Below are 23,417 nucleotides of genomic sequence, written 5' to 3'. Positions count from 1 at the left end.
CCTCAGACGGCGGCGACCGCCCGCTCGGGCGGGGCCAGCTGTTGTGCCAGGTCCTCCGCGAGCAGCCGCTTGGCGATCACGTCGACCGCTGCCCGCAGCTGCCGGTCGTCGGGCCGGGCGCCGTCCTCGGCCAGCCGTTCGTTGAGCCAGCGCCCCCACGCGGCTGAGATGGTCGCCGCTTCCCGCTCGCCGGCCGGGGTGTGGGTGAAGAGACGGCCGTCCCCGGTGAGGTAGCCCTCCTCGATCATCCGGTCGAACACCGGCACCAGTACCTCCGGCGGGATCCGGTGCCTGGTGGCGATCAGCCTGAGTCCCGCGTGGCCGACCATCCGTGTGAAGAGGTCGACCTGCATCACGGCCCACGCGCCCGCCATGTCGAGGCGGGTGTCGGACCCGGCCACGATCTGGCGGGCGGTATCGGGGCCGGCCTCGTGGAGGATCCTCGCCACGGACGATTCGAGCACCTTCGCCGCGTCCCCGGTACCGGGCTGGGCGAAGCCCTCGCCCATGTCGGTGGAGCCCGCCCGCGCGCTGTCGCGCAGCTTCACCTGCTTCAGGAAGAGTGAGACCACGAAGCCCAGCAAGGCCACCGGGACCGTCCAGAGGAACACCGTGTGCAAGGTGTCCGCATAGGCCTGCGCCAGCGGAGCGGTCTGTTCCGCGGGCAGGGCGTGCACCGCCTGCGGACTCTCCGCGGCCCGCGCGAGCGACGCCGGATCGCCGCCGGCCCGTGCTGCCTGCTCCACCCCCTGCGTCAGATTGGGCCGCAGCGCGTTGGCGTAGATCGTGCCGAACACGGCCGTGCCGAACGAGCTGCCGAGCGTACGGAAGAACGTGACGCCCGATGTCGCGGTGCCCAGGTCCGCGTAGTCCACCGTGTTCTGCACGGCGATCGTCAGCACCTGCATGGACAGGCCGATGCCGGTGCCCAGCACCAGCATGTACAGCGACTCCAGCCACACCCCGCTGCCCGGGCCCATCCGGGACAGGAGATAGAGCCCCGCAGCCATCACGAGCGACCCGATGACGGGGAAGAACCGGTAGTGGCCGGTCTTGCTGACGACGTTGCCGCTGAAGATCGAGGCGGCCAGCAGTCCCACGACGAGGGGCAGGGTCCGTACGCCGGACAGGGTGGCCGAGTCGCCGTCGACGTACTGCAGATAGGTCGGCAGGTAGATCATCGCGCCGAGCATGGCGAAGCCCACGATGAAGCTGAGGACGGAGCAGACCGCGAACACCGGATTGCGGAACAGCCGCATGGGCAGCATCGGCTCCCGCGCGCGTGTCTCCACGAGGCAGAAGAGCGCCAGGGCGATCAGGCCGCCCACGAACAGGCCGATGATGACCGGCGAGCCCCAGGCGTACTCGTTGCCGCCCCAGCTCGTGCCGAGGATCAGCGCGCTCGCGCCGGCCGCGACCAGGGCGATGCCCAGGTAGTCGATGACCGGCCGGCCGGCCGCACGCACGGAAGGGATGGTGCGGGCGGCGGCGATGACCACGACGATCGCGATCGGCACGTTGACGTAGAAGGCCCAGCGCCAGGTCAGATGGTCGGTGAACAGGCCGCCCAGCAGGGGACCGACGACCGTGGCGACACCGAAGACGGCGCCGATCGCCCCCTGGTACTTGCCCCGGTCGCGCAGGGGGATGACGTCGGCGATCAGCGCCATGGAGGTCACCATGAGTCCGCCCGCGCCGATGCCCTGGACACCCCGCCAGATGATCAGCAACAGCATGTTCGACGCGAGGCCGCAGAGGAACGAGCCGGTGATGAAGATGATCGCCGAGATCTGGAAGATCAACTTCCTGCCGAAGAGGTCACCGAACTTGCCGACCAGCACCGTCGCGACGGTCTCCGCCAGCAGATAGGCCGTCACGACCCACGACATGTGCTCCGCGCCGCCCAGGTCCGAGACGATCGTGGGCAGCGCCGTCCCCACGATCGTCTGGTCCAGTGCTGCCAGCAGGATCCCCAGCACGATCGTGACGAACACGATGTTCCGGCGTCGAGGGTCGAGGACGGGCGGCGCTGCGGCACTCTGCGCGGCGGGGGCGGTCTCGCTGGCAGTCGTCACCCTCGCACCGTCACACCCGGCCCCGTCCCGCGCATGCGGGGGACGGCCGGACGGGTCAGGTGGGGGACGGCCGGACGGGTCAGGTGGGCAGCTCCCGCACAGGGGTTCCGTCCGGCCCGGACATGGCCTCCCGTACGGAGTCCTTCATCCCGTCAGTCCAGGAGTTCCCGTACGGAGTCCTTCATCCGGGCCACGAACGCGTCACGGGTCTCCTCGGGGACGCGGTCCAGCGACAGGTACGGATTGAGGTCCTCCAGCTCGACGAGGAGCAGCTCGCCCTCCTGCGTCCGGCACGCGTCCACCCGCTGGATGCCGTGCGAGAGGGTGTTCCACTCCACGAAGCGGCGGGCGAACTCCAGATCCCCGGTGCTCGGCGCGTACGGTTCGAGGACCCATCGCTGATCCGGGCGGGGCGCGTTCAGGGCGTACTGGAAGTCCTGGTCGACGAAGTAGAAGGACACCTCGTAACGGAAGTCGATGCGCGGCTGGACGAGCAGCGTGCCGTCCGGCGCCCCCTGGAGGTCCGGCTCCTTCGTGAAGCGCAGGCCGACGGAGTCCGCGCCGAGCTTCGGCTTGACCACGTAGGCGTCCGCCCTGGGGAGCATCCCCAGGTCCTGCGCGCGGTCCACCGTGGGTATCACGGGGAACCCGGCCAGGCTCAGATCGACCAGGTACTGCTTGCCCGCCATGTCCGCGCGGCCGTCGAGCGTGTTGTAGACCCGGACCCCCGACTCCCGCGCCCTGACCCGGAACGCGTCGTACGCCTCCTGGTAGTGCAGCACCGGGCCGCTGTTGCGTACGACCACCGCGTCGAAGCCCTCCAGCAGAGCCGCGGCGTCCCGGGGGTGACAGAGCGCGACGTCGAAGGCCTCGCGCAGCCGGGACGTGAGGAAGATGTCCTCGTCGCAGTAGCGCCGGCCGCGCGCCTCGTAGGCGAGATCCGTGACGAAGAGGACGGAGGGGCGGGGGCCACCGGATGCGGCGTTCAAGAATACTCCCAGGGGGTTCGGGATCGGTTTGGCCATCAATAGCCTTGCTGGTATTGCCCGTTCACTGCCATGAAGCACACCGTCTCTGCCTCACAGGAGTCACACGTGTCCCAGGCGTCTTCACCTCCCGACATTCTCTCGCCCGCATTCGCCGCCGACCCCTACGGGGCGTACAGGACGATGCGTGAGCACGCCCCGCTGATCCGTCACGAGGCCACGGGGAGTTACCTGGTCTCGCGGTACGAGGACGTCGAGCGCGTCTTCAAGGACAAGGCGCAGGAGTTCACGACCGAGAACTACGACTGGCAGCTGGAGCCCGTCCACGGCAGGACGATCCTCCAGCTCAGCGGCAGGGAGCACGCCGTCCGCCGGGCCCTGGTCGCCCCTGCCTTCCGCGGCGCGGACCTCCAGGAGAAGTTCCTGCCCGTCATCGAGCGCAACGCCCGCGAGCTGATCGACGCCTTCCGGTACACCGGCGCGGCCGACCTCGTCGAGGCGTTCGCGACCCGCTTCCCGGTGCTGGTCATCGCGGACATGCTGGGCCTGGACCGCAAGGACCACCAGCGCTTCCACGGCTGGTACACCAACGTCATCGCCTTCCTCGGGAACCTGGCAGGCGACCCCGAGGTCGCGGCGGCCGGGGAGCGCACCCGGCGGGAGTTCGCCGAGTACATGATCCCGGTCATCCAGCAGCGCAGGGAGAAGCCGGGGGACGACCTCCTCTCCGCGCTCTGTGCCGCCGAGGTCGACGGCGTACGGATGAGCGACGAGGACATCAAGGCGTTCTGCAGCCTGCTGCTCGCCGCCGGCGGGGAGACGACCGACAAGGCGATCGCCTCGCTCTTCGCCAACCTGCTGGCACACCCGGAACAGCTGGCCGCCGTGCGGCGGGACCGGTCCCTGATCGACCGGGCCTTCGCCGAGACCCTGCGCTACACCCCGCCGGTCCACATGATCATGCGCCAGACCGCCGGGGACGTCGAACTCTCCGGTGGCACCGTCCCGGCCGGTGCCACCGTCACCTGCCTCATCGGGTCGGCCAACAGGGACGAGGCCCGCTACGCCGAGCCCGACCGCTTCGACCTGTTCCGTGACGACCTGACGAGCACCACCGCGTTCTCGGCTGCCGCCGACCACCTTGCCTTCGCGCTCGGCCGGCACTTCTGCGTGGGCGCGCTGCTGGCCCGGGCCGAGGTCGAGACGGGTGTGAACCAGCTGCTCGACGCGATGCCGAACCTGCGGCTCGCCGACGGCTTCAGCCCGGTCGAGGAGGGCGTCTTCACCCGGGGCCCGGCCTCGCTGCCCGTGCGGTTCACCCCGGTGGGCGGCTGAACGGAGCCGGTGCGGTGAACCGCCGCACCGGCTCCCGCTGTCAGCGGATGTGACGCCCCGAGATGGCCCGGGCGATGACCAGGCGCTGGATCTCGCTCGTGCCCTCGAAGATCGTGTAGATCTTGGCGTCGCGGTACATCCGCTCCACCGGGTGCTCCCTGCTGTAGCCGGCGCCGCCCAGGATCTGGACGGCCTTCTCCGTCGCGGAGACGGCCAGCTCGCCCGCGCGGAGCTTGGACATGGAGCCCTGCCCGGCGTCGAACGTCCGGTCGTTGCGCGCCATCCAGGCGGCCTGCCAGATCAGCAGGCGTACGGCCTCGATCTCCGTGCGGATGTCTGCCAGCGCGAACGCGATCGACTGGTTCTCGATGATCGGCCTGCCGAACGCCTCGCGCTCCCCGGCGTACTCCAGCGCGTACTCGTAGGCGGCCCGGGCGATCCCCAGGGCCTGCGCGCCCACGGTCGGGCGGCTGACCTCGAAGGTCGCCATCGCGGCCTGGCTCTTGCCCGTGCCCCCCTCGCGGGCACGGGCGAGCCGGGCGTCCAGCTTCTCCTTGCCGCCCAGCAGACAGTGCCCCGGCACGCGTACGTCGTCGAGGAAGACGTCCGCGGTGTGCGACGCACGGAGGCCGAGTTTCTTGATGGTGCGGCTCGCCGCCAGTCCCTTCGTGCCCGGCGGCACGATGAACGCGGCCTGTCCCCGGGCGCCGAGCGCCGGATCGACGGAGGCGACGACCACATGGATCTCGGCGATGCCTCCGTTGGTGATCCACGCCTTCTGGCCGGAGAGCACCCACTCGTCCCGGGCCTCGTCGTAACGGGCCCTGGTGGCCATCGCGGAGACGTCGGAGCCGGCCTGGGGCTCGGAGACGCAGAAGGCGGCCACCTTCGGGTCGTCCTCGTCGCCGTAGCACTGCGGGACCCACTCGGCGAGCTGGTCGGGGGTGCCGGACGCGAAGATCCCGGCGACCGCGAGTGAGGTGCCGAAGAGGGCCATGCCGATCCCGGCGTCGCCCCAGAACAGCTCCTCGTTGGCGATCTGGAGGGAGAGGCCGCTCGGGTCCCCGTACATGTCGGCGAGCGACTCGAAACCGTAGAGGCCGATCTTCGCCGCCTCCTGGATGACCGGCCAGGGGGTCTCTTCCCGGGCGTCCCACTCGGCGGCGGCGGGCCGCACCACCTGGGCGGCGAAGCCGTGCACCCAGGTGCGCAGATCCTGCTGCTCCTCGGTCAGGGCGAGGGAGAAGTAGCTCATGGCGCTCAGGCCTTCGGGATGTCGAAGTAGCGGGTGAGCCCGGAGGCCAGGCTCACGTCACCGGCCACCCTGAGCTTGCGCATCATGAACATCGTCACCGGGTTGCCGTTGCCCGAGACCAGCTTGAGGAACTCCGCGTCAGCCATCACCAGCGTCGTACGGGGCTCGGCGCCGGAGCGGCCCGCGCTCACCGTGCAGGCGCCGTCGGCTATGGAGGTCTCGTAGACCTCGTCGGTCTCGCCGGTGATCTTCCAGCGGATCAGGGCCTTCAGCTGCCCGGCCGCTTCGGGGCGGAACTGCTGCTGCATCCGGCCGAAGACCTCGCTCAGCACCCGGGTGCGCAGGTCACCCCGCATGACCTCGCCCAGCTGCTTGGCGGACAGGCCCTTGACGATCCGGGCGAACTCCTCCGGGGAGACGGCGGCGAAGTCGAGCCCGGACAGTTCGTCGGTGAGGTTCCCGCTGCTGTTGTCGGCCACGCCAAATCCTTACTCCAGAGTAAACTTACTTCTGGGTAAGGTAGAACGGCCGTGGCCGCACCGCAAGCGTCAGGAGGCGCCGTCCGGGCGCACCGCGAGACGGGGGTGATGGGCGGACAGCACCTTGTTGGCCCATGCCAGCTCGGAGAGCGCCTGCTCACGGTCCGCCTGGTCCTCGACGCCGAGCCTCGGTCCCCGGAACCTGCGCACCTCGCGGGCGGCACAGACGGCGTCGAACTCCGCCTGCAGGACGTGCGGAGGGGTGCAGGCGCCGATCAGTGCGGCGACCCTGTCGGGGATCGGCACGGGGACGAGGAGGTGCGAGGCGGTCATGGGGGTTCCCTCTCGGATGGTTGGCCAGGAGGTGGTGCTCCGCGGCGGCCGGTGGGCCACCGCTCCTCCTTATGTAACGGGACGCAGTTCCTGGTTTCTCGTCCGGAACGTCTCCGTGTCGCAACCGTTTGGGACTGACCGTCTATTTCGCGTTACCTCGGGGTAAGTTGACTCCCCGCCGCGCGTGTGATGCGTACTCAGTAAAGGGATTGGCCTCCCCGGGCGCGTAACTGCAGCGCACGCAGGACCGCTTCGGTGGCGAAGCGACTCTCCGGATCGGTCAGTTGTTCCCCGAAGATGGCCTCCAGGCTGCGCATCCGGTAGCGGACCGTCTGGGGATGAACGTCCAGCAACGCGCCCATCTGGGCCGCCGTGCCGCGTGTGTCGAGCCAGATCCGCAGCGTCTCGATCAGCCGTTCACGCCGCGTGGTGCTGATGCCGGCCACGGCGGCCAGCTCGCGCTCGGCGAGCTGGTCGAGAAGGGCGAGGTCGGAGAGGAGCCACAGCGTGACGAGGTGGTCCTCGCAGAGGATGACCGGCGCGTCGTCGATGACTCCGGCGTCGACCAGTTCGAGCACGCGGCGGGCCCAGCGGATCGAGTCGGCGGCGAGCGCCGTGGGCACGGTCAGGCCGATCGCCGCACCGCCGCCGGGGACCGTCCGGTCCAGCATCTCCCTGCGCGCGTCGTTCATCGGCCCCGGGATGAGCAGGTGCGGCTGTGGGTCGCCGGGATCGATCAGGACGTCGGGATCCGCACTGATCCGGTCGAGACCTGCCGGGGCGCGTACGGCGACGAGCGTGACCTGCTCGGGGAGTGTCCACCCGGTCTGCTCGCACAGCTCGGCGATGGCGCTGCGGGGGACGGGTCTGCCCGTGAGGATCAGGTGCAGCAGCCGCCGGCGTACCGCCTCGCTCTGCCGGTCGGACTGGGCCTGCACCTCCAGATAGCCCTCGCGGGACAGCGACTCGAGTTCGTCCACGTACGCGAACAGCGCGTCGGCGAAGCTGAGCATCAGCGCCGGCGAGAAGTTGTAGCTCCGCCCCACCTTCTTGGCCCTCCGCAGCGCGACGCGCGCGCCCAGCCGGTACGCCCCCTGGAGCGCGTCCATGGTGCGGCCCTCGTAGGCCTCGAACCTTCCGAACCTCCGGCACATGTCGTCGCGCAGGACGGTGGGCGCCGAGGGTTCGGCGACCAGGTCGACGAACGAGGAAAGGCTCTGCTCGACGCCCATGCGAATGGATTTGCCGTTGGGGCCGTTCAGCAGACGCGCGTATTCCGGATAGGCGCGGGTGACTTCCATGCCTATCTCTTTGATCAGGCTCGGCAGTTCGGGCCGCATGATCGCGGCGAACTCCTGGGGGAGAGGCCCCAGCGGATCTCCGGTGTCCAGCGGCTGGATGAGTCTCGACATGACCGTCCCCTTGCTTCCCGGGCCCGGCGTGGAGAGAGCAGGTGGGGGGAGAGCGCTCCCACGGACCGACAGGTGTATACCAACATCGGCGCCGAAGATAGACCAAGTCGGACGGGGTGCACACTGTCTGGACAAGATCGAAGTGCAAGGGGCACACAACGTGGCCCCGTTGTGAGGCTTCGGTGCAGGTGGGACGGTAAATGCTCACTTCCGGACAATGTTTTCGGCCGCCGGCCGCGCCGAGGGCGCCGATATGGGGCGGTGGCGTCCGCGTCGGGCCCGGGGTCCGTTCCTGACCCGTCGGCGCATTTTGACCTTGGCGGTGGGGGTGGCACGGAGTCGGGCACCCCGGTCGATGCTCGACATTTCTCAGGAATATTGCGCACCAAGTGACAAGTGCGCCGCATGAATTAGTGAGCTACTGACGAGGAAAAAAAATCGCTGAGCCAATCTTGACCGGCGGGATTGTGCTCGAAGTTTCCCGCAAGTAACGTCACGCCCTGTCACAGAACGTGTGTGGCTGAAAGAGCAGTACGGCCCCCCACGCAACACGATTCATCGCGGCACTCCCTGCACCTTTGCAGGAATTCGGGTGCTGTCCCCGCAACAGTGCTCCCGCACTGCCGAATCGGAGGAACTCACTGTGCGCAACACCCTCAGAAAGATCGCAGTCACGGCCGGTGCCGCCGCGGCCGCCATCACCCTCGGCGCCACCACCGCCACCGCCGGCGTCGCCGCTCCGACCTGGACCGTCACCCCGGCTCCCTCGCCGGTGGCGGTCACGGCCACCAACTCCGGTACCGTCGCGCTCAGCCTCAACGGAATCCCGATGACGTGTACGACATCGTCGGCCAACGCCGTGCTGGCGACCGCCTCCGGTACCTCGAACGTCACGGTCGGCACGATCGCTCCGCTGACCTGGAGCGGGTGCACCAGCCCCTTCGGCCCGGTGTCGCCGTCCGCCAACACCTCCCCCGCGTGGCAGCTGAAGGCGAACTCCTACAGCGCGGGCACCACCACCGGGTACATCACCGGGGTGAAGGCCACGGTGACGGTCCTCACCTGCACCTTCACGGTGACGGGTGATGTCACGGCGTCCTACAACAACACCAGCGGCCAGCTCACCATCGGCAACAACGCCACCTACCAGCTGACGGTCGCCACGGTCACCCCGGGCTGCACCGGCATCGCGGCCGTGGGCCAGCACCCGACTTACACCGCCAAGTACAACGCGGTCAAGACGGGTACGACCACCAAGCCGGGCATCGTCTACACCCCCTGACCCGGTCACCGACCCGTTCCCGGGTCATGAGAGATCGCGCAGCGGGCCCGCCCGCTGCGCGATCCCCGCACCGGACGGCACGTGCCCACCGCGCTCCTTGCCGAAGCTCGGGCCTCGCGGCCGTGGGTACCAACTGGACGTACAGCACGAGGCACACGCTTGTCACTCCGGCCGTACCGGCCATCGTGTACTCCCCCTGACCCGGCCGTACACCGGGGCAGGGGGAGCAGGGAACGCGCCGGGGCTCCTCCGGCGCGCGAGGCACGTCCGGTTGTCCGAGAAGGGGACATCGCCAGTGAAGGGAAGTCGTATGGCGGGAACGCGCAGGCGCACCGCGCGTGGTGCGGCAGTGGCCACCGCTGTGCTGCTCGGGGGAATGATCCCCGGCGCACAGGCCGCTCCCGGAGTGCAGGAGATCGACGCGGAGCTTGCCTATACGTGTGACTTCCCGGAGGGCGACCAGCCGGTCAAGGTCCGGCTGGCCGTGAAGGTGCCCGAAGCTGCTCGGGCCGGACAGACGATCCAGCCCGAGGAGATGGCGCTGGACCTGACCCTGCCCGAGGCTGCCTCGGCCGCCCTCGCCGAGTCAGGGGCGGCGGCCGTGAGCGCGGAGGCACAGCTCTCCGTCGACGTCGTCCAGGAGGGCCGGCAGGCCCGGGCGGAGTGGGCCGGGACGGCCTCCGAGGCAGTGCCGGTTCCCGAGGCGGGCGAGCTGACACTGAGAACGGCCGGCGGCGTTCCCTACGTCCGCCCCGGGGCGCCGGGCGATCTGGAGTTCAGGGCCTCCGACCTCTCGGTGGAGCTGGCCGTGAAGAACGCCGACGGCGTCCCGGCGGAGCCGCCGACCCTCTCGGTGCGGTGCGCGGTGGACGCGGACCAGGAGACGGCCCTGGCGACGGTCGGCGTAGAGGGCGGTGACGAGACGCCCACACCGGCACCGTCCTCGTCCGACGAGTGGCCCGATGACGAGGAGCAGGGACAGTCCGTCGCGCCCGAGGTCGGGAAGCGGGCGAAGGAGTCCGCCTCCGCGGCCGCGCCGCCGTGCGTCGGGGACCCGCTCAACGCGGAGGGCCGCGACATGGTCGCCTACGTGGCCGGCTACGCGAACGTGACCAAACTCGACGGCGCCACCAAATTCCCTCCGGCCTGCGCCCGGATCCACACGTACGACGGCCAGAACTGGTTCGAGTTCCCCTACGTGCACGCGGTCCTGAATGCGGCGATCGTGCTGGACTACAAGGGGAAGCCCCAGCTGCCGCCCACCACGGGGACGTTCCTGACGTTCGGTTTCATGCCGACGACGGCCACCCTCGAGATGACCCAGATCCCTCCCGAGCCCAACTCCCCGGAGGACCGCAACGTGGTGTCCCACGGCATCACGGATCTGCTCAACGGGGGCTTCACCAAGACGACCACCAGCGTCGACATGGACTTCGTGCTCCGGCTGCACGACGTGAAGGTCAACGGCGTCGCGCTGGACGTGGGCAAGAGCTGCCGGACGGAGCGTCCGTTCCGGCTCTCACTCACCGGCCTGGGGACCTGGGACCCGGAGAAGGGGAACGACGGCTACACGGTGATCACCGGAGGGGAACTGACCGGGTCGGTCACCATCCCGCCCTTCGAGGGCTGCGGTGTGGACGAGGACCTCGACAGCCTCTTCACCGCCTCCCTGTCCGGGTCTCCCGGATTCGTCAAGCAGGTACAAGGGGCGCCCTGCGTTCCTTCGACCGCTGCCGCCTGTACACCCGAGTACGAACCCCAGGACATTCCCAAGGCGACGCGCTGACCCGCAGTCACACCCGGCCATCGCACCGAACGGCGACGCGGCTGCACCGCGGTCGCCCTCGATCACCGTGCCCAACAGCGGCCGCCGACCCCGCGGTCGCCCCGAGCATCCTGCCGAGAACAGCACCTTCCCGCGCCTGCTACCGAATTGAGGGAACGATGAGACCTGCTCCGAAGACCTGGATCAAGGCCGCCGGTGCCGTCGCCGCGTCCGCCGCGCTGGTCATGCCGCTGACCGCGTCGCCGGCCGGTGCGGCCACGGCCGCCGCCCAGCTGGGCGGCGCGTGGGCCCCGTTCGACCGGTGTCCCGTGGACGCCCCCGCCATGCTCGCGACGGACGGCGACACGGCCGTCCCGCTGTGCGTGACGTCCACCTCACCCAACGGGACGATCAAACTGGGCGACGTCACGGCGACGACCGGTTCGACGAACCTGCAGTTCGGCGTCATCCAGCATCCGGCCGAGGGGACCTACACGGTCGTTCCGCCGCCGGCGGGCTCCATCGTCAGCGGGAAGACCACGATCCCGGGCGGGCTGCTGGGCATCATGTGCCCGAGTAACGTCCCGGTGGTCTCGGCCGTCTGCGGACAGATCACCAACGCCACCCTGAACAAGGTGACCGCCACGGTGGAATCGGCCGGTACTCCGACCGAGTTCAGCCTGGTCGCCGGTATCTCGACCGGGCCGATCGTGAAGCTGCCGGTCAAGATCCGCCTGGAGAACCCGTTGCTCGGCTCCAACTGCTACATAGGGAGCAACAGCAACCCGGTGCTCCTGCGCCCCGGGAACCTCAGTGCCCCGTCCCTGGCCGCCTCCCGGTTCAACGGTGACGGAACGCCCAACCCGGACGAGGGCTCCCTCATCAACCTCGCCCTGTCGGGGGCCGGGCAGGGCGACAGCCAGTTCTCCGCGCCCAAGGCCAGCGGCTGCGGTCTCGCCGGCATCCTCAGCTGGGCCATCGACCTCAAGGTGGGCCTGCCGGCTGCCGCCGGGTCGAACAACCTCGTCCTGAACGACGCCAAGACCTCGACGATCGGCCTCACCGCGCCGGGGCTCTCCGTGCCCAACGCGGGCAAGGAGCTCTCCGAGAGCTGGCACTCCGCGGTGCAGTAGTCCCAGGGGCTGACACGTCGCGCGCACCTTTGTCACTTGGTGCGTGCGGTCGTACCGCCCGTCCGAGCCCGCCCCGACCGCATGAACCCTGGTCGGGGCGGGCTTCGGCGTGACCCGCGCGGCATCCCCGAGCCGGCAGGTCGTCTCGAAAGCCCTCACTTCTCGATAGGTTTCGCGCCCAGAATGCTCATCGCGTCATAAGAATACGGGGCTGTGCAATTACCTCGGAGAAAGTTCGTGAAGTGGTATTGCGGACTAAGGTTACTGGCCCGTAGCGTCCCGCTTGAGCAGCTCGGAAACGCGTCCGTACCTGCTTGTCCGACGCACGTGGAGTCCTGGCCGAGCCCTCTTGACCCGGGATTCCTCCGGGAGTTCCCGCTACCCCCGAACCTCCCACCGGGGTGGGGCTCCTCCCCACTGCTGGGGTCTCGTGGCTCCGGCCCCCCTGGGCCGCGGGACCCCGGTGCACCCGAGTGCTTGCGCAGATTCCGACAAAGCCGCGGAGCGGGTTTGTCAATCGGTGACAAGTGATCCACACCGAGATCGACATCCGGCGAATCCCGCTGTTCAACGGCTTGTCCTGGCGGTTTCGACGGACATAACGTGCGCCCCCTGGTGCATGTGTGACAAGCCGTCGTTGCATGGACCGGAGCCGGAGCGCAGACAGATGACGTCGTTCACCACCACCTCGAGGGAGGGCCGATGGGAATCGAAGTAGTCGTCGAAGGCCTGACGAAATCCTTCGGCAAGCAGAACATCTGGCAGGACGTCAGCCTCACGCTGCCGGCCGGTGAGGTGAGTGTGATGCTCGGTCCTTCCGGCACCGGAAAGACCGTCTTCCTGAAATCCATCATCGGACTGCTGAAGCCCGAAAAGGGCCGCGTCCTCATCAACGGCGTCGACATGGTCAACAGCCCTGAACGCGAGATCATGGAGACCCGGAAGCTCTTCGGGCTCATGTTCCAGGACGGCGCGCTCTTCGGCTCGATGTCGCTCTTCGACAACATCGCCTTTCCTCTGCGTGAACACACCCGCAAGAAGGAGTCCGAGATCCGGCGCATCGTCATGGAACGGATCGACATCGTCGGTCTGCTCGGCGCCGAGGGCAAACTGCCCGGCGAGATATCCGGCGGTATGCGCAAGAGGGCCGGCCTCGCCCGCGCCCTCGTCCTGGACCCGCAGATCATCCTCTGCGACGAGCCCGACTCCGGGCTCGACCCGGTGCGCACCGCCTACCTCTCACAACTCCTCATCGACCTCAACGCGCAGATCGACGCGACGATGCTCATCGTCACCCACAACCTGGACATCGCGGCCACCGTCCCCGACAACATGGGGATGCTGTTCTGCCGCAACCTCGTCACCTTCGGGCCCCGAGAGGTGCTGCTCACCAGCGACATGCCGGTGGTCTCCCAGTTCCTCGCGGGACGCCGCGAGGGCCCCATCGGGATGTCCGAGGAGAAGGACGCGGCCACCCTCGCGGCCGAGCAGACGAACGGCGGCGGTCACGGCCCTCGCGCTCCGCGCACCGTCGTACCGCAGCTGGAGCCCTCACCCGGGATGCCCGTACGGCAGGCGGCCCTGCGCCGCCGCGAGCGGGTCATCTCCATGATGGGCCAGCTGCCGGAGGCGGCCCGTACGGCCATCATGAACAGCTACACGCCGACCTTGGACGGTGGGCGCCGATGACGGCACCGCTGCCCGTACGGCCACCCGAGCCGGCCGCCACGGAGGCGGGGGAGAAGACACCCGGGCAGAGGCAGCCCTCGCGGCTCCTCGCCCCGCTGCGCCAGACCGGCCAGTTGTTCGCGCTCGCCCTGGCGGTGTCGCGGGCGATCTTCCGACGGCCTTTCCAGGTAAGGGAGTTCATCGAGCAGTTCTGGTTCGTCGCCAGCGTGACCATCCTGCCCGCGGCGCTCGTCTCCATCCCGTTCGGCGCGGTCATCGCCCTCCAGGTCGGCTCGCTCACCGAGCAGCTGGGCGCCCAGTCCTTCACCGGCGGCGCCAGCGTCCTCGCCGTCATCCAGCAGGCCAGCCCGCTCATCGTGGCCCTGCTGATCGCCGGGGCGGCGGGTTCCGCCATCTGCGCCGACCTGGGGTCCCGGAAGATCCGCGAGGAGCTCGACGCCATGGAGGTCATGGGCGTCTCGCCCGTCCAGCGTCTCGTCGTCCCGCGGGTGCTGGCCACCATGTTCGTCGCCGTCCTGCTCAACGGGCTGGTCTCCGTCGTCGGCACACTGGGCGGCTACTTCTTCAACGTGATCATGCAGGGAGGCACCCCCGGCGCCTACCTCGCCAGCTTCTCCGCCCTCGCCCAGCTGCCCGACCTCTACATCGGTGAACTCAAGGCGCTGATCTTCGGCTTCATCGCCGGCATCGTCGCCGCCTACCGGGGACTCAACCCGCGCGGCGGGCCCAAGGGGGTCGGCGACGCGGTCAACCAGTCCGTGGTCATCACCTTCATGCTGCTGTTCGCGGTGAACATGATCATGACGGCGATCTACCTCCAGATCGTCCCCCCGAAGGGGGGCTGAGCGATGTCGATGCTCGGCTGGCTCGACCGCTCCGGCGAGCAACTCACCTTCTACGTACGGGCGCTCATCTGGATCCCCCGGACCCTTCGCCGCTATCTCAAGGAGGTCCAGCGGCTGCTCGCCGAGGTCGCCTTCGGCAGCGGTGGGCTCGGGGTGATCGGCGGAACCATCGGTGTGATGATCGCGATGACCCTCGCCACCGGTTCGGTGGTCGGCCTCCAGGGTTACGCCGCTCTCGACCAGATCGGCACCTCCGCCTTCACCGGCTTCATCTCCGCCTACTTCAACACCCGCGAGATCGCCCCTCTGGTGGCCGGCCTCGCTCTCTCGGCGACCGTGGGGGCGGGCTTCACCGCCCAGCTCGGCGCCATGCGGATCAACGAGGAGGTCGACGCCCTCGAAGCGATGGGCGTGCGCTCGATGCCGTACCTCGTCACCACGCGGATCATCGCCGGTGTCGTCGCCATCATCCCGCTGTACGCGATCGGGCTGCTCTCCTCCTACCTGGCGTCCCGCTGGATCACCGTCCTCTTCAACGGGCAGTCGGCGGGCACCTACGACCACTACTTCAATCTCTTCCTCTCCCCGGACGACGTCCTCCTGTCGGTGCTCAAGGTGCTGATCTTCAGCGTGCTGGTGATCCTCGCCCACTGCTACTACGGCTTCCACGCCACCGGCGGCCCGGCCGGAGTGGGCGTGGCCGTGGGCCGGTCGGTGCGCAACGCCATCGTGCTCATCAGCGTCACCGACTTCTTCCTCTCGCTCGCCATCTGGGGCGCGACGACAACGGTGAAGGTGGCCGGCTGATGTCCTCCTCCACGGCGCAGACGGTGCGCCGCAGACTCGCCGGTGTGGCCTTCGTGCTCGTGCCCGCGGTCCTCGTGTGGGTGTCGATCTCGGTGTACGAGAAGGACTTCACCGACGACGCCACCGTGACCGTACGCACCGGAAGCGTCGGCAACGAGATGCACGACAACGCCGAGGTCAAGCTGCGCGGCGTCGTCATCGGCGAGGTGCGCCACATCGAGGCCGACGGCGACGGGGCGCGGCTCACTCTCGCCATAGAGCCGGACCGGCTCGGTGCGATCCCGGCCGACGTCACCGCGCAGATGCTGCCCACCACCCTCTTCGGGGAGCGGTTCGTGGCCCTCGTGCCGCCCGCCGTTCCCTCCGCCGAGAGCCTCCGGGCCGGGGCGGTGATCCCGCAGGACCGCTCCAGCAACGCCATCGAGCTGGAGGAGGTCCTCGACAACGTCCTGCCGATGCTGACCGCGGTCAAGCCGGAGAAGCTCGCCGCCACCCTCAACGCCGTGTCACAGGCGCTCGAAGGACGCGGCGACAAGCTCGGCGACACGCTGGTCACCCTTGACGCGCACCTGAAGGAGTTCAACCCGCAACTCCCCACCCTCAACGCCGACATCAAGGAACTCGTCAAGGTCAGCCACCTCTACGCGGACGCGGCGCCCGACGTCCTCGACGCGCTCACCGACTTCACCACCACCAGCGGAACCCTCGCCGAACAGGAGGCGGAGCTGGCCGACCTGTACGGCTCCACGACCGCCTCCGCGAACGACGTCACCGCCTTCCTGCGGAAGAACAAGGACAACCTCATCCGTCTCTCCGCCTCCGGCCGGCCGACCCTGGAACTGCTCGCGAAGTACTCCGGGTCCTTCCCCTGCACCCTGCGCACCATGGCCGGGTTCGTCCCGGCCATGGACAAGGCACTCGGCAAGGGCACCGACGAGCCGGGCCTGCACGTCACCGTCAAGGCGGTCGAGTCCAAGGGCAAGTACGTGGCGGGCAAGGACACTCCGGTCTACGGGGCGTCCGGCGGCCCGCACTGCTACTCCGTGCCCTACACCGGCAGGACCGTCCCGACAGCCGACGCGCGCAAGGCCTCCGTACCGGCATCCGGCGCCGACGGCACAGGAGGCACGGACGGCGCGGACACGGCGGAAGCACCCGCCGCCGACAGCGCGCTCGGCATGCCGAACTCCCCCCAGGAGAGCCGGCTCGTCAACGAACTCGTCGCACCCTCACTCAAGGTCCAGCCGCAGTCCCTGCCCGACTGGAGCAGCGTGCTCATCGGTCCGGCCTTCCGCGGTGCGGAGGTGAAGCTCAAGTGAAGCGCCGTTCCCTCGCGGGACCGCTCGTCAAGTCCCTCGTCTTCGTCGTGGTGACCGCGCTAGCCACCACGGTCCTGGCCCTGTCCATCGCCAACACCGGCGTCGGCGACACCACCTCGTACAAGGCGAGGTTCACGGACGCGACCGGGCTGGTCGTCGGTGACAGCGTCAGGATCGCGGGCGTCAAGGTCGGGCAGGTCGAGTCCATCAGGGTCGCCGACCGGCGGGAGGCCGAAGTCGGCTTCGCCGTGCGCAAGGGCCGCGAACTGCCCGCATCGGTGACCGCGTCGATCAAGTACCTCAACATGGTCGGTCAGCGTTACATCGACCTCGACCAGGGCGCCGGTCCCGTGGGCGCGGCGTTCCGGCCCGGGGCGACCATCCCGCTGGCGCGCACCACACCCGCGCTCGACCTCACCCAGCTCTTCAACGGCTTCCAGCCCCTCTTCGAGGGGCTCTCCCCGCCGGACGTCAACCAGCTCGCCGGCTCCATCGTGCAGGTCCTCCAGGGCGAGGGCGGCACGGTGGACAGCATCCTCTCGCACGTCGGATCGCTGACCGGCACCGTCGCGGCCAAGGACAAGGTGATCGGCGAGGTGATCAAGAACCTCAACACGGTTCTCAAGACCGTCAACGACCGCGAGGCGGGCTTCGACGACCTCGTCGTCACTCTGGAGAAGCTCGTCAAGGGCTTCTCCGGCGACCGCAAACCCCTGGGCGATGCGGTCACGGCGATGGGTGCGCTCACCACCGTCACCGCGGATCTCCTCCAGGACGGCCGCGCACCCCTGAAGAAGGACATCGAGCAGCTCGGGCGGCTCAGCGATCAGCTCGACAAGGGCACGCCCCAGATCGAGAGCTTCCTGCGGAAGACGCCCGCCAAGATGGAGGCGATCACCCGCCTCACCTCGTACGGCTCGTGGCTCAACCTCTACCTCTGCGAGGCGAAGGTCAGCGGTGTGACGACCGAGGACGGCAGCGCACCGCCCACCGGCATCACGATCGGCGGATCGAGGTGCACGGGATGAGGATCAAACCCGTACGGGAACGCAACCCCGTCGCCATCGGCGTCATCGGGCTCGTCGTCCTCGCCCTCCTGGGCCTCGCCGCCTACCGGGCCGACGCACTGCCCTTCATCGGCGGCGGCACCACCTACAGCGCCGACTTCACCGAGTCCGCCGGGCTCGACGCCGGCGACGAGGTGCGGATCGCCGGGGTGAAGGTCGGAGAGGTCACCGGAGTCTCGCTCGACGGGGCCAAGGTCAAGGTCGACTTCAAGGTGGAGGACGCCTGGATCGGCAACTCCTCCACCGTCGGCATCGCCGTCAAGACCCTCCTGGGCGACAAGTACCTCGCCGTCGACCCACTCGGCAACGCACCGCAGGACCCCGGCTCCCGCATCACGTCGGGCCGCACCACCTCTCCGTACGACGTCACCCAGGCGTTCAACGGACTCGGGGAGACCATCGAGGAGATCGACACGGCCCAGCTCGCCCAGAGCTTCGAGACCATCTCGGACACCTTCAAGGACTCGCCGCCCGACGTGCGCAGCGCCGCGGAAGGGCTCTCCGCGCTGTCGAGGACCGTGTCCGAGCGCGACGCACAGCTCGCCACCCTCCTCAAGGGCAGCAAGCAGCTCACCAAGACGCTCGCCACGAAGAAGAGCAGCTTCGAGACCCTGCTGGAGGACGGCAACCTCCTCCTCGGCGAGATCCAGGCCCGCCGCGACTCCATCCACCTGCTGCTCACCGGCACCCGGGACCTCGGCACACAGCTCACCGGCCTCGTCACCGACAACAACAAGCAGCTGAAGCCCACCCTCGACTCGCTGGGACGGGTCACCACCGTCCTGGTCAAGAACCGCAAGAGCCTCGACAAGGTGCTCTCCATGGCCGGCACCTACAACCGGCTCGTCGGCAACACCCTCGGCAACGGCCGATGGTTCGACAACTACGTCTGCGGAGTCGTGCCGAAGAACTACCTGCCGAAGGACACGCCCCCGAGGAACGACTGCATGCCGCCGAAGCAGGGGGGCCGCTGACATGAGACGCACCCGCATCATCGGCATCGGAGCCGGACTCGCCGTGGTCGCCGTGGCCGTCGGCTCCGGCGTGACGGCCATGGACCAGCAGGGCACGACCACCATCACCGCCTTCTTCGACCGGGCCACCGGTGTCTACCCCGGGTCGGACCTGCGGATCCTCGGGGTGAAGGTGGGCACCGTCGAATCGGTGCAGCCGCGCGGCGAGGAGGTCCGGATCACCCTCCGGCTCGACGAGGGCGTCGAGGTACCCGCGGACGCGCACGCCGTCGTCGTCGCCCCCAGCCTCGTCGCCGACCGGTACGTCCAGCTCGCCCCCGCCTACACGGGAGGAGCGCGGCTGGAGGACGACGCCGTCCTCCCCGCCGCCGGCAACGCCACGCCCATCGAGGTGGACCAGCTCTACGAGTCGATCACGGAGCTCTCCACGGCCCTCGGCCCCGACGGAGCCAACGCCGACGGAGCCCTCTCCGGCCTCCTGAAGACCGGCTCCGCGAACCTCAAGGGCAACGGAGAGGCCATCGGGGACTCCATCGAGCAGTTCGGCAAGGCCACGAAGACGCTCGACAAGTCCAGCGGCAACCTCTTCGACACGCTCTCGTACCTCCAGACGTTCACCACCATGCTGAAGGAGAAGGACGGTGACGTGCGGGTCGCGGAGCAGCAGCTGAACACCGTCACCGGCTTCCTCGCCGACGACAAGGAGAACCTCGGCGCGGCCCTGAAGGAGCTGGGCACCGCACTCGGCCAGGTCAAGGGCTTCATAGAGAAGAACCGCGGAGCCCTGAAGAAGAACGTGGACCTCCTGGTGCCGCTCACCCAGACCCTGGTCGACGAGCGGGCCTCACTGGCCGAGTCGCTCGACACGCTGCCGCTCGCGGCGGGCAACGTGCTCAACGCCTACGACCCGGCGAACCGCACCCTCAACGGGCGTACGAACCTCAACGAGCTCTCCATGGGCGGCCCGCTCGTCGAAGCCGGGACGGGCGCCACGGGCATCGAAGGGCTGGCCCCGGTGGACGCCACCCGGCAGAAGACCCTGCCCGTCCTGCCGCTGCCCGCCGTGGGCACCGTCTACGGCACCCCGGCGGAGACGAAGAAGACCGGTAAGGGCGAGAAGAAGGAGGCCGGCCGATGAGCCCCGCCCTGCGCAGACCCGGCACCCGCGCCGTCGCGGGGCTCGGCGCCCTGGTCGCCGCCGGCGTCTGCTTCGCACTCGTGGCCACGACCACCGGCCTGCCGTCGTTCTCAGGCATCGACCAGATGCCGCTTCCCGGCGGAGCCGACCTGGGCGACCAGCCGTACGAGATCACCGCCGAATTCGGGGACGTACTCAGCCTGGCACCGCAGTCGTCCGTCAAGGTCAACGACGTGGCCGTGGGCCGGGTCACCAAGATCTCCCTCACCCCGGGCAGCTGGACCGCCGAGGTGACCATGCAGGTCAACGGGAAGATCAAGATGCCGGCCAACGCCTACGCCCATCTCGAACAGTCCAGTCTCCTCGGCGAGAAGTACGTCCAGCTCTCACCGCCCGCCGAGGGCACGGCCACGGGCTCGCTCGCCGACGGTGACCGGATCCCGCTCGTCCGCACCAACCGCAACCCCGAGGTCGAAGAGGTCTTCGGAGCCCTCTCCATGCTCCTCAACGGCGGCGGTGTCGCCCAGCTGAAGACCATCACCACCGAGCTCAACAAGGCGCTGGCCGGACAGGAACCGCAGATCCGCTCGATGCTGAGCCGGGTCGACACGCTGGTCACCGACCTGGACACGCACAAGGAGGACATCACCGACGCGCTCGACGGCGTCAACCGGCTCGCCGCCACACTCGCCACCCGCAAACAGGACGTCGGGACGGTACTCACCGGCCTGAGCCCGGGCCTGAAGGTGCTGGAGAAGCAGCGCGGCTCCCTGCTCACGATGCTGAGCTCGCTCGACACGCTCTCCACCGTCGCCGTCGACACGGTCGACAAGAGCAAGGCCGACATGATCGCAGACCTCAAGGCCCTCGCCCCCACGCTCACGGCGCTCGCCGACTCGGGCAAGGACCTTCCCGACTCCCTGCAGGTGCTGCTCACCTACCCGTTCACCGACGAGGTGCTGCGCGGAGTGAAGGGCGACTACCTCAACGTCTACCTGGACGTCACCGCCATGCCCGGCACACAGATCATCCCCGCACTCACCCCGCCGGCGGCCGGCACCCAGCAGAAGGGCTCGGCAGCGCTGCCGCTGCCGCTGCCCCCGGTCACCGCATCCGGCACGGAGGGCACCCGCTGATGATCACCCTCGCCACCCGGATCAAGAACATCGCCTTCCTGATCATCGCGGTGCTCGTACTCGGCTACCTGGGTGTCCGCTACGCAGACCTCGGCCACTACGTCGGACTGCGCAGCTACTACACCGTCACCGTGCAACTCCCGCAGACCGGAGGGCTGTTCACCCACTCCAACGTCACCTACCGCGGTGTCTCCGTCGGCCGGGTCGGCCCGATCGAACTCACCGACGACGGGGTCGAGGCCGAGCTGCGCATCGAGAACGACGCGCCACTCATCCCCGACAGCCTGGAAGCCGTCGTCGCCAGCCTCTCCGCGGTCGGCGAGCAGTACGTCGACCTGAGGCCCACCCGGGACGACGGCCCGTTCCTGGAGAACGGGTCGGTCATCGACCAGGGGGACACCACCATTCCCGCGCCCGTCACCGACGTCCTCACCAGCGTCAACGACCTCACCGCCTCGGTCGACACCGAGGATCTGCGCACCGTCGTCGAGGAGTTCGGCGCGGCGTTCGAGGGACGCGGCGACGACCTCCAGGTCCTGCTGGACACCAGCGGTGAATTCGTCGACGCGGCGGACGAGGCGCTGCCGACCACCACCAAGCTGATGGCGGACGGCGAGACGGTCCTGCGCACTCAGGCCGAACAGGGCGAGGCACTCAAGGGGTTCGCGTCCGGAGCGGAGGAGCTCGCCGCGGAGCTCAAGGGTTCCGACACCGACCTGCGGCGGCTGATCGCGGCGGCGCCCGGTGCCACCGCGCAGATCAGCGGGCTCCTGCGCGACCTCGAACCCGGCTTCGGAGTCGTCGTCGCCAACCTGCTCACCACCTCCGAGGTCGCCGTCACCCGCCAGCGCGGCCTGGAGGAGCTGCTGGTGAAGGTGCCCGCGGTCGCGGCGGCCGGAGCGAGCATCATCGACGAGGACGGGGGCGCCCGGTTCGGGATGTCCGTCACCTTCTTCGAGCCGCTGCCCTGCACCGCCGGATACGGCTCCACCACCTACCGCCCCGGCAAGGACCTCTCGCCCGCCCCCGCGGTCAACACCGGGGCGCGCTGCGCCTCCTCGCCGGACAGCGGCATCAACGTCCGCGGCAGCGCCAACGCTCCCGACGGGGGCGGTGTGCCACAGCCGGCGAAGCCCGGCTCGCTGCTCGCCGGAACCGGCGGGACCGGGCTGCCGGGAGCGCTCGGCACCACGGGGGACACCGGGCGCGCGGCCGAGGGCATGGCCGGGCTGCTCGGCCTGGGAGGTGGCGCGTGAACGCCCGTACGAAGAGCCTGAGCACATGGGCGGCCCTGTGCGCGGCCGTGCTGGTCTGCGCACTCGGCGGCTGGTCGTACGCGCAGGCGCGCGGCGACGACACCCTGGCCTACGCCAAGGCCCGTGACGCGGCGATCGCCGACGGCAGGCGCCACCTCGCGCGGCTGAACAGCATGGACGGCAAGAGCTCCGCGAGCGTGAAGTCCGGCCTCACGGGCTGGCTCGCCGCTTCCACGGGCCCGCTGCACGACCGGCTGAGGAGCACCCGGGAGAAGGACTCGGCCGACCTCACCGAATCCGGCGCCACCGCACGCGGCAAGGTCACCGACGCGGCGCTCACGGCACTCGACGAACGGGCCGGGACGGCGACGCTGATCGCCACCGTGGACGTCGAGATCACCCCGCGTACCGGGAAGGGCGGCACGGAGCGCAAGCGCTTCGAGGCGGCTCTGGCCAGGACGGGGCACGGCTGGAAGATCAAGGCACTGGACGCGATACCGGTCGGGAGCGGCGGATGACACGGACCGGAGGGACCACGATCGCGGACGCCTCCTCGACCCCGGACCCGGACGAAGAGGTGCGGGACGAAGAGGCGGGGACCACCCAGGAACCTGGCGCGCCCCGCAAGGCACCCTGGCGGCGCGTTCTCGCGGCTGTTCTGGCCGTCGCCCTGCTGGCCGCCGGGGCCGCGCTCTTCGTCGAGGGGCAGCACCTGCGGGACACCCCCGCCACCTCGAACCGGGCGCTGACCGACACCGCGGAGACCACCCGGGTCGCGGGTGACGTCAGCAGTGCGCTGGGCAAGGTCTTCTCGTACAGCCCGCAGGGCACCGCCGCCACCAAGGAAGCGGCGAAGCGGCTTCTCGCCGGCAAGGCGCTGAAGCAGTACGCGGCCCTGTTCGGCCAGGTGGAGAAGCAGGCGGCCGACCAGAAGCTCACACTCACCTCGCAGGCCGTACGCGCCGGGGTCACCCGGCTCGGCACCCGCAGCGCCCACCTCCTCGTCTTCCTCGACCAGGTGTACGAGCGCGAGGGGAAGCCCGCCACCACCGCGGCGGCGCAGCTCTCGGTCACGGCGGAACTGCGCGGCGGCCGCTGGATCATCGTCGACATCACCTCCAGGTAGGGGAG

The 23,417-nt window shown here is 69.3% G+C and carries 21 protein-coding genes; 15 read left to right on the top strand and 6 right to left on the bottom strand.

Annotated features, from left to right (window positions below; translation table 11 throughout):
• Positions 1-2: 2 nt before the first annotated feature.
• Both ACFYQ6_RS22990 and ACFYQ6_RS22985 read right to left on the bottom strand, forming a co-directional pair.
• On the bottom strand, positions 3-2,075 hold the full coding sequence (locus ACFYQ6_RS22990; protein WP_388764624.1) for an MDR family MFS transporter: 2,073 nt from the start codon (positions 2,073-2,075) through the stop codon (positions 3-5).
• Positions 2,076-2,227: 152 nt separating this feature from the next.
• Positions 2,228-3,064, bottom strand: a complete 837-nt coding sequence (locus tag ACFYQ6_RS22985; protein ID WP_361585288.1) for a hypothetical protein — start codon at positions 3,062-3,064, stop codon at positions 2,228-2,230.
• Positions 3,065-3,169: 105 nt separating this feature from the next.
• On the opposite strand from ACFYQ6_RS22985, the gene ACFYQ6_RS22980 reads away from it, so the two are divergent.
• Positions 3,170-4,396 carry a cytochrome P450 gene (locus tag ACFYQ6_RS22980; protein WP_388764622.1) on the top strand — a complete coding sequence of 409 codons (1,227 nt, stop codon included), beginning with the start codon at positions 3,170-3,172 and terminating at the stop codon, positions 4,394-4,396.
• 40 nt (positions 4,397-4,436) lie between these two features.
• On the opposite strand, the gene ACFYQ6_RS22975 is transcribed toward ACFYQ6_RS22980, so the two are convergent.
• From ACFYQ6_RS22975 to ACFYQ6_RS22960, 4 genes are all read right to left on the bottom strand, one after another.
• Positions 4,437-5,651 carry an acyl-CoA dehydrogenase family protein gene (locus tag ACFYQ6_RS22975; RefSeq protein WP_361585282.1) on the bottom strand — a complete coding sequence of 405 codons (1,215 nt, stop codon included), beginning with the start codon at positions 5,649-5,651 and terminating at the stop codon, positions 4,437-4,439.
• Positions 5,652-5,656: 5 nt separating this feature from the next.
• Positions 5,657-6,130 carry an SCP2 sterol-binding domain-containing protein gene (locus ACFYQ6_RS22970; protein ID WP_361585280.1) on the bottom strand — a complete coding sequence of 158 codons (474 nt, stop codon included), beginning with the start codon at positions 6,128-6,130 and terminating at the stop codon, positions 5,657-5,659.
• Positions 6,131-6,199: 69 nt separating this feature from the next.
• Positions 6,200-6,463 (bottom strand): hypothetical protein, encoded by a 264-nt coding sequence (locus ACFYQ6_RS22965; protein WP_361585277.1) that lies wholly within the window; start codon positions 6,461-6,463, stop codon positions 6,200-6,202.
• A 197-nt stretch (positions 6,464-6,660) separates the two neighbouring features.
• Positions 6,661-7,875, bottom strand: a complete 1,215-nt coding sequence (locus tag ACFYQ6_RS22960; RefSeq protein WP_388764619.1) for a helix-turn-helix domain-containing protein — start codon at positions 7,873-7,875, stop codon at positions 6,661-6,663.
• 643 nt (positions 7,876-8,518) lie between these two features.
• Here ACFYQ6_RS22960 and ACFYQ6_RS22955 point away from each other — a divergent pair.
• From ACFYQ6_RS22955 to ACFYQ6_RS22890, 14 genes are all read left to right on the top strand, one after another.
• Positions 8,519-9,157 carry a hypothetical protein gene (locus ACFYQ6_RS22955; RefSeq protein WP_361585273.1) on the top strand — a complete coding sequence of 213 codons (639 nt, stop codon included), beginning with the start codon at positions 8,519-8,521 and terminating at the stop codon, positions 9,155-9,157.
• Between the two features lie 310 nt (positions 9,158-9,467).
• Positions 9,468-10,943: a DUF6801 domain-containing protein gene (locus ACFYQ6_RS22950; protein WP_361585271.1), complete on the top strand. Its 1,476-nt coding sequence runs from the start codon at positions 9,468-9,470 to the stop codon at positions 10,941-10,943.
• Positions 10,944-11,101: 158 nt separating this feature from the next.
• On the top strand, positions 11,102-12,055 hold the full coding sequence (locus ACFYQ6_RS22945; RefSeq protein ID WP_388764616.1) for a hypothetical protein: 954 nt from the start codon (positions 11,102-11,104) through the stop codon (positions 12,053-12,055).
• A gap of 702 nt (positions 12,056-12,757) precedes the next feature.
• On the top strand, positions 12,758-13,744 hold the full coding sequence (locus tag ACFYQ6_RS22940; protein WP_388764615.1) for an ABC transporter ATP-binding protein: 987 nt from the start codon (positions 12,758-12,760) through the stop codon (positions 13,742-13,744).
• The gene (locus ACFYQ6_RS22935; protein WP_361585263.1) at positions 13,741-14,589 is read left to right on the top strand and encodes an ABC transporter permease; all 849 of its coding nucleotides are present in this window, start codon (positions 13,741-13,743) and stop codon (positions 14,587-14,589) included. The genes ACFYQ6_RS22940 and ACFYQ6_RS22935 overlap by 4 nt, the downstream gene beginning before the upstream one ends.
• A gap of 3 nt (positions 14,590-14,592) precedes the next feature.
• Positions 14,593-15,396 carry an ABC transporter permease gene (locus tag ACFYQ6_RS22930; RefSeq protein WP_361585260.1) on the top strand — a complete coding sequence of 268 codons (804 nt, stop codon included), beginning with the start codon at positions 14,593-14,595 and terminating at the stop codon, positions 15,394-15,396.
• On the top strand, positions 15,396-16,715 hold the full coding sequence (locus ACFYQ6_RS22925; RefSeq protein WP_361585258.1) for an MCE family protein: 1,320 nt from the start codon (positions 15,396-15,398) through the stop codon (positions 16,713-16,715). The genes ACFYQ6_RS22930 and ACFYQ6_RS22925 overlap by 1 nt, the downstream gene beginning before the upstream one ends.
• Positions 16,712-17,743, top strand: coding sequence for an MCE family protein (locus tag ACFYQ6_RS22920; protein ID WP_388764612.1), 1,032 nt, complete (start codon positions 16,712-16,714; stop codon positions 17,741-17,743). Before ACFYQ6_RS22925 ends, ACFYQ6_RS22920 begins: the two co-directional genes overlap by 4 nt.
• A complete protein-coding gene (locus ACFYQ6_RS22915) occupies positions 17,740-18,756 on the top strand; it encodes an MCE family protein (RefSeq protein WP_388764610.1) in 1,017 nt (338 codons plus the stop codon). Before ACFYQ6_RS22920 ends, ACFYQ6_RS22915 begins: the two co-directional genes overlap by 4 nt.
• Before the next feature lies 1 nt (position 18,757).
• Positions 18,758-19,894 carry an MCE family protein gene (locus ACFYQ6_RS22910; protein ID WP_361585251.1) on the top strand — a complete coding sequence of 379 codons (1,137 nt, stop codon included), beginning with the start codon at positions 18,758-18,760 and terminating at the stop codon, positions 19,892-19,894.
• Complete coding sequence (locus ACFYQ6_RS22905; RefSeq protein ID WP_361585248.1) at positions 19,891-21,030, top strand: MCE family protein; 1,140 nt, start codon at positions 19,891-19,893, stop codon at positions 21,028-21,030. Before ACFYQ6_RS22910 ends, ACFYQ6_RS22905 begins: the two co-directional genes overlap by 4 nt.
• Positions 21,030-22,286, top strand: coding sequence for an MlaD family protein (locus ACFYQ6_RS22900; protein WP_361585246.1), 1,257 nt, complete (start codon positions 21,030-21,032; stop codon positions 22,284-22,286). The genes ACFYQ6_RS22905 and ACFYQ6_RS22900 overlap by 1 nt, the downstream gene beginning before the upstream one ends.
• Positions 22,283-22,804: a hypothetical protein gene (locus ACFYQ6_RS22895; protein WP_361585244.1), complete on the top strand. Its 522-nt coding sequence runs from the start codon at positions 22,283-22,285 to the stop codon at positions 22,802-22,804. Before ACFYQ6_RS22900 ends, ACFYQ6_RS22895 begins: the two co-directional genes overlap by 4 nt.
• Complete coding sequence (locus tag ACFYQ6_RS22890) at positions 22,801-23,412, top strand: hypothetical protein (RefSeq protein ID WP_361585241.1); 612 nt, start codon at positions 22,801-22,803, stop codon at positions 23,410-23,412. Before ACFYQ6_RS22895 ends, ACFYQ6_RS22890 begins: the two co-directional genes overlap by 4 nt.
• Positions 23,413-23,417: the final 5 nt, after the last annotated feature.

The sequence above is a fragment of the Streptomyces sp. NPDC005494 genome (assembly GCF_042872025.1).
GTDB lineage: Bacteria > Actinomycetota > Actinomycetes > Streptomycetales > Streptomycetaceae > Streptomyces.
The sequence above is the reverse complement of the archived record's forward strand: the minus strand, read 5'-3'. Positions and strand labels throughout refer to the sequence as shown.

Bases quoted from the DNA above. Each gene is read 5' to 3' on its own strand.
- ACFYQ6_RS22900 (WP_361585246.1), top strand. From the start codon at position 21,030: ATGATCACCCTCGCCACCCGGATCAAGAACATCGCCTTCCTGATCATC.
- ACFYQ6_RS22945 (WP_388764616.1), top strand. From the start codon at position 11,102: ATGAGACCTGCTCCGAAGACCTGGATCAAGGCCGCCGGTGCCGTCGCC.
- ACFYQ6_RS22910 (WP_361585251.1), top strand. From the start codon at position 18,758: ATGAGACGCACCCGCATCATCGGCATCGGAGCCGGACTCGCCGTGGTC.
- ACFYQ6_RS22890 (WP_361585241.1), top strand. From the start codon at position 22,801: ATGACACGGACCGGAGGGACCACGATCGCGGACGCCTCCTCGACCCCG.
- ACFYQ6_RS22950 (WP_361585271.1), top strand. From the start codon at position 9,468: ATGGCGGGAACGCGCAGGCGCACCGCGCGTGGTGCGGCAGTGGCCACC.
- ACFYQ6_RS22930 (WP_361585260.1), top strand. From the start codon at position 14,593: ATGTCGATGCTCGGCTGGCTCGACCGCTCCGGCGAGCAACTCACCTTC.
- ACFYQ6_RS22925 (WP_361585258.1), top strand. From the start codon at position 15,396: ATGTCCTCCTCCACGGCGCAGACGGTGCGCCGCAGACTCGCCGGTGTG.
- ACFYQ6_RS22960 (WP_388764619.1), bottom strand. From the start codon at position 7,875: ATGTCGAGACTCATCCAGCCGCTGGACACCGGAGATCCGCTGGGGCCT.
- ACFYQ6_RS22975 (WP_361585282.1), bottom strand. From the start codon at position 5,651: ATGAGCTACTTCTCCCTCGCCCTGACCGAGGAGCAGCAGGATCTGCGC.
- ACFYQ6_RS22935 (WP_361585263.1), top strand. From the start codon at position 13,741: ATGACGGCACCGCTGCCCGTACGGCCACCCGAGCCGGCCGCCACGGAG.
- ACFYQ6_RS22915 (WP_388764610.1), top strand. From the start codon at position 17,740: ATGAGGATCAAACCCGTACGGGAACGCAACCCCGTCGCCATCGGCGTC.
- ACFYQ6_RS22940 (WP_388764615.1), top strand. From the start codon at position 12,758: ATGGGAATCGAAGTAGTCGTCGAAGGCCTGACGAAATCCTTCGGCAAG.
- ACFYQ6_RS22965 (WP_361585277.1), bottom strand. From the start codon at position 6,463: ATGACCGCCTCGCACCTCCTCGTCCCCGTGCCGATCCCCGACAGGGTC.
- ACFYQ6_RS22905 (WP_361585248.1), top strand. From the start codon at position 19,891: ATGAGCCCCGCCCTGCGCAGACCCGGCACCCGCGCCGTCGCGGGGCTC.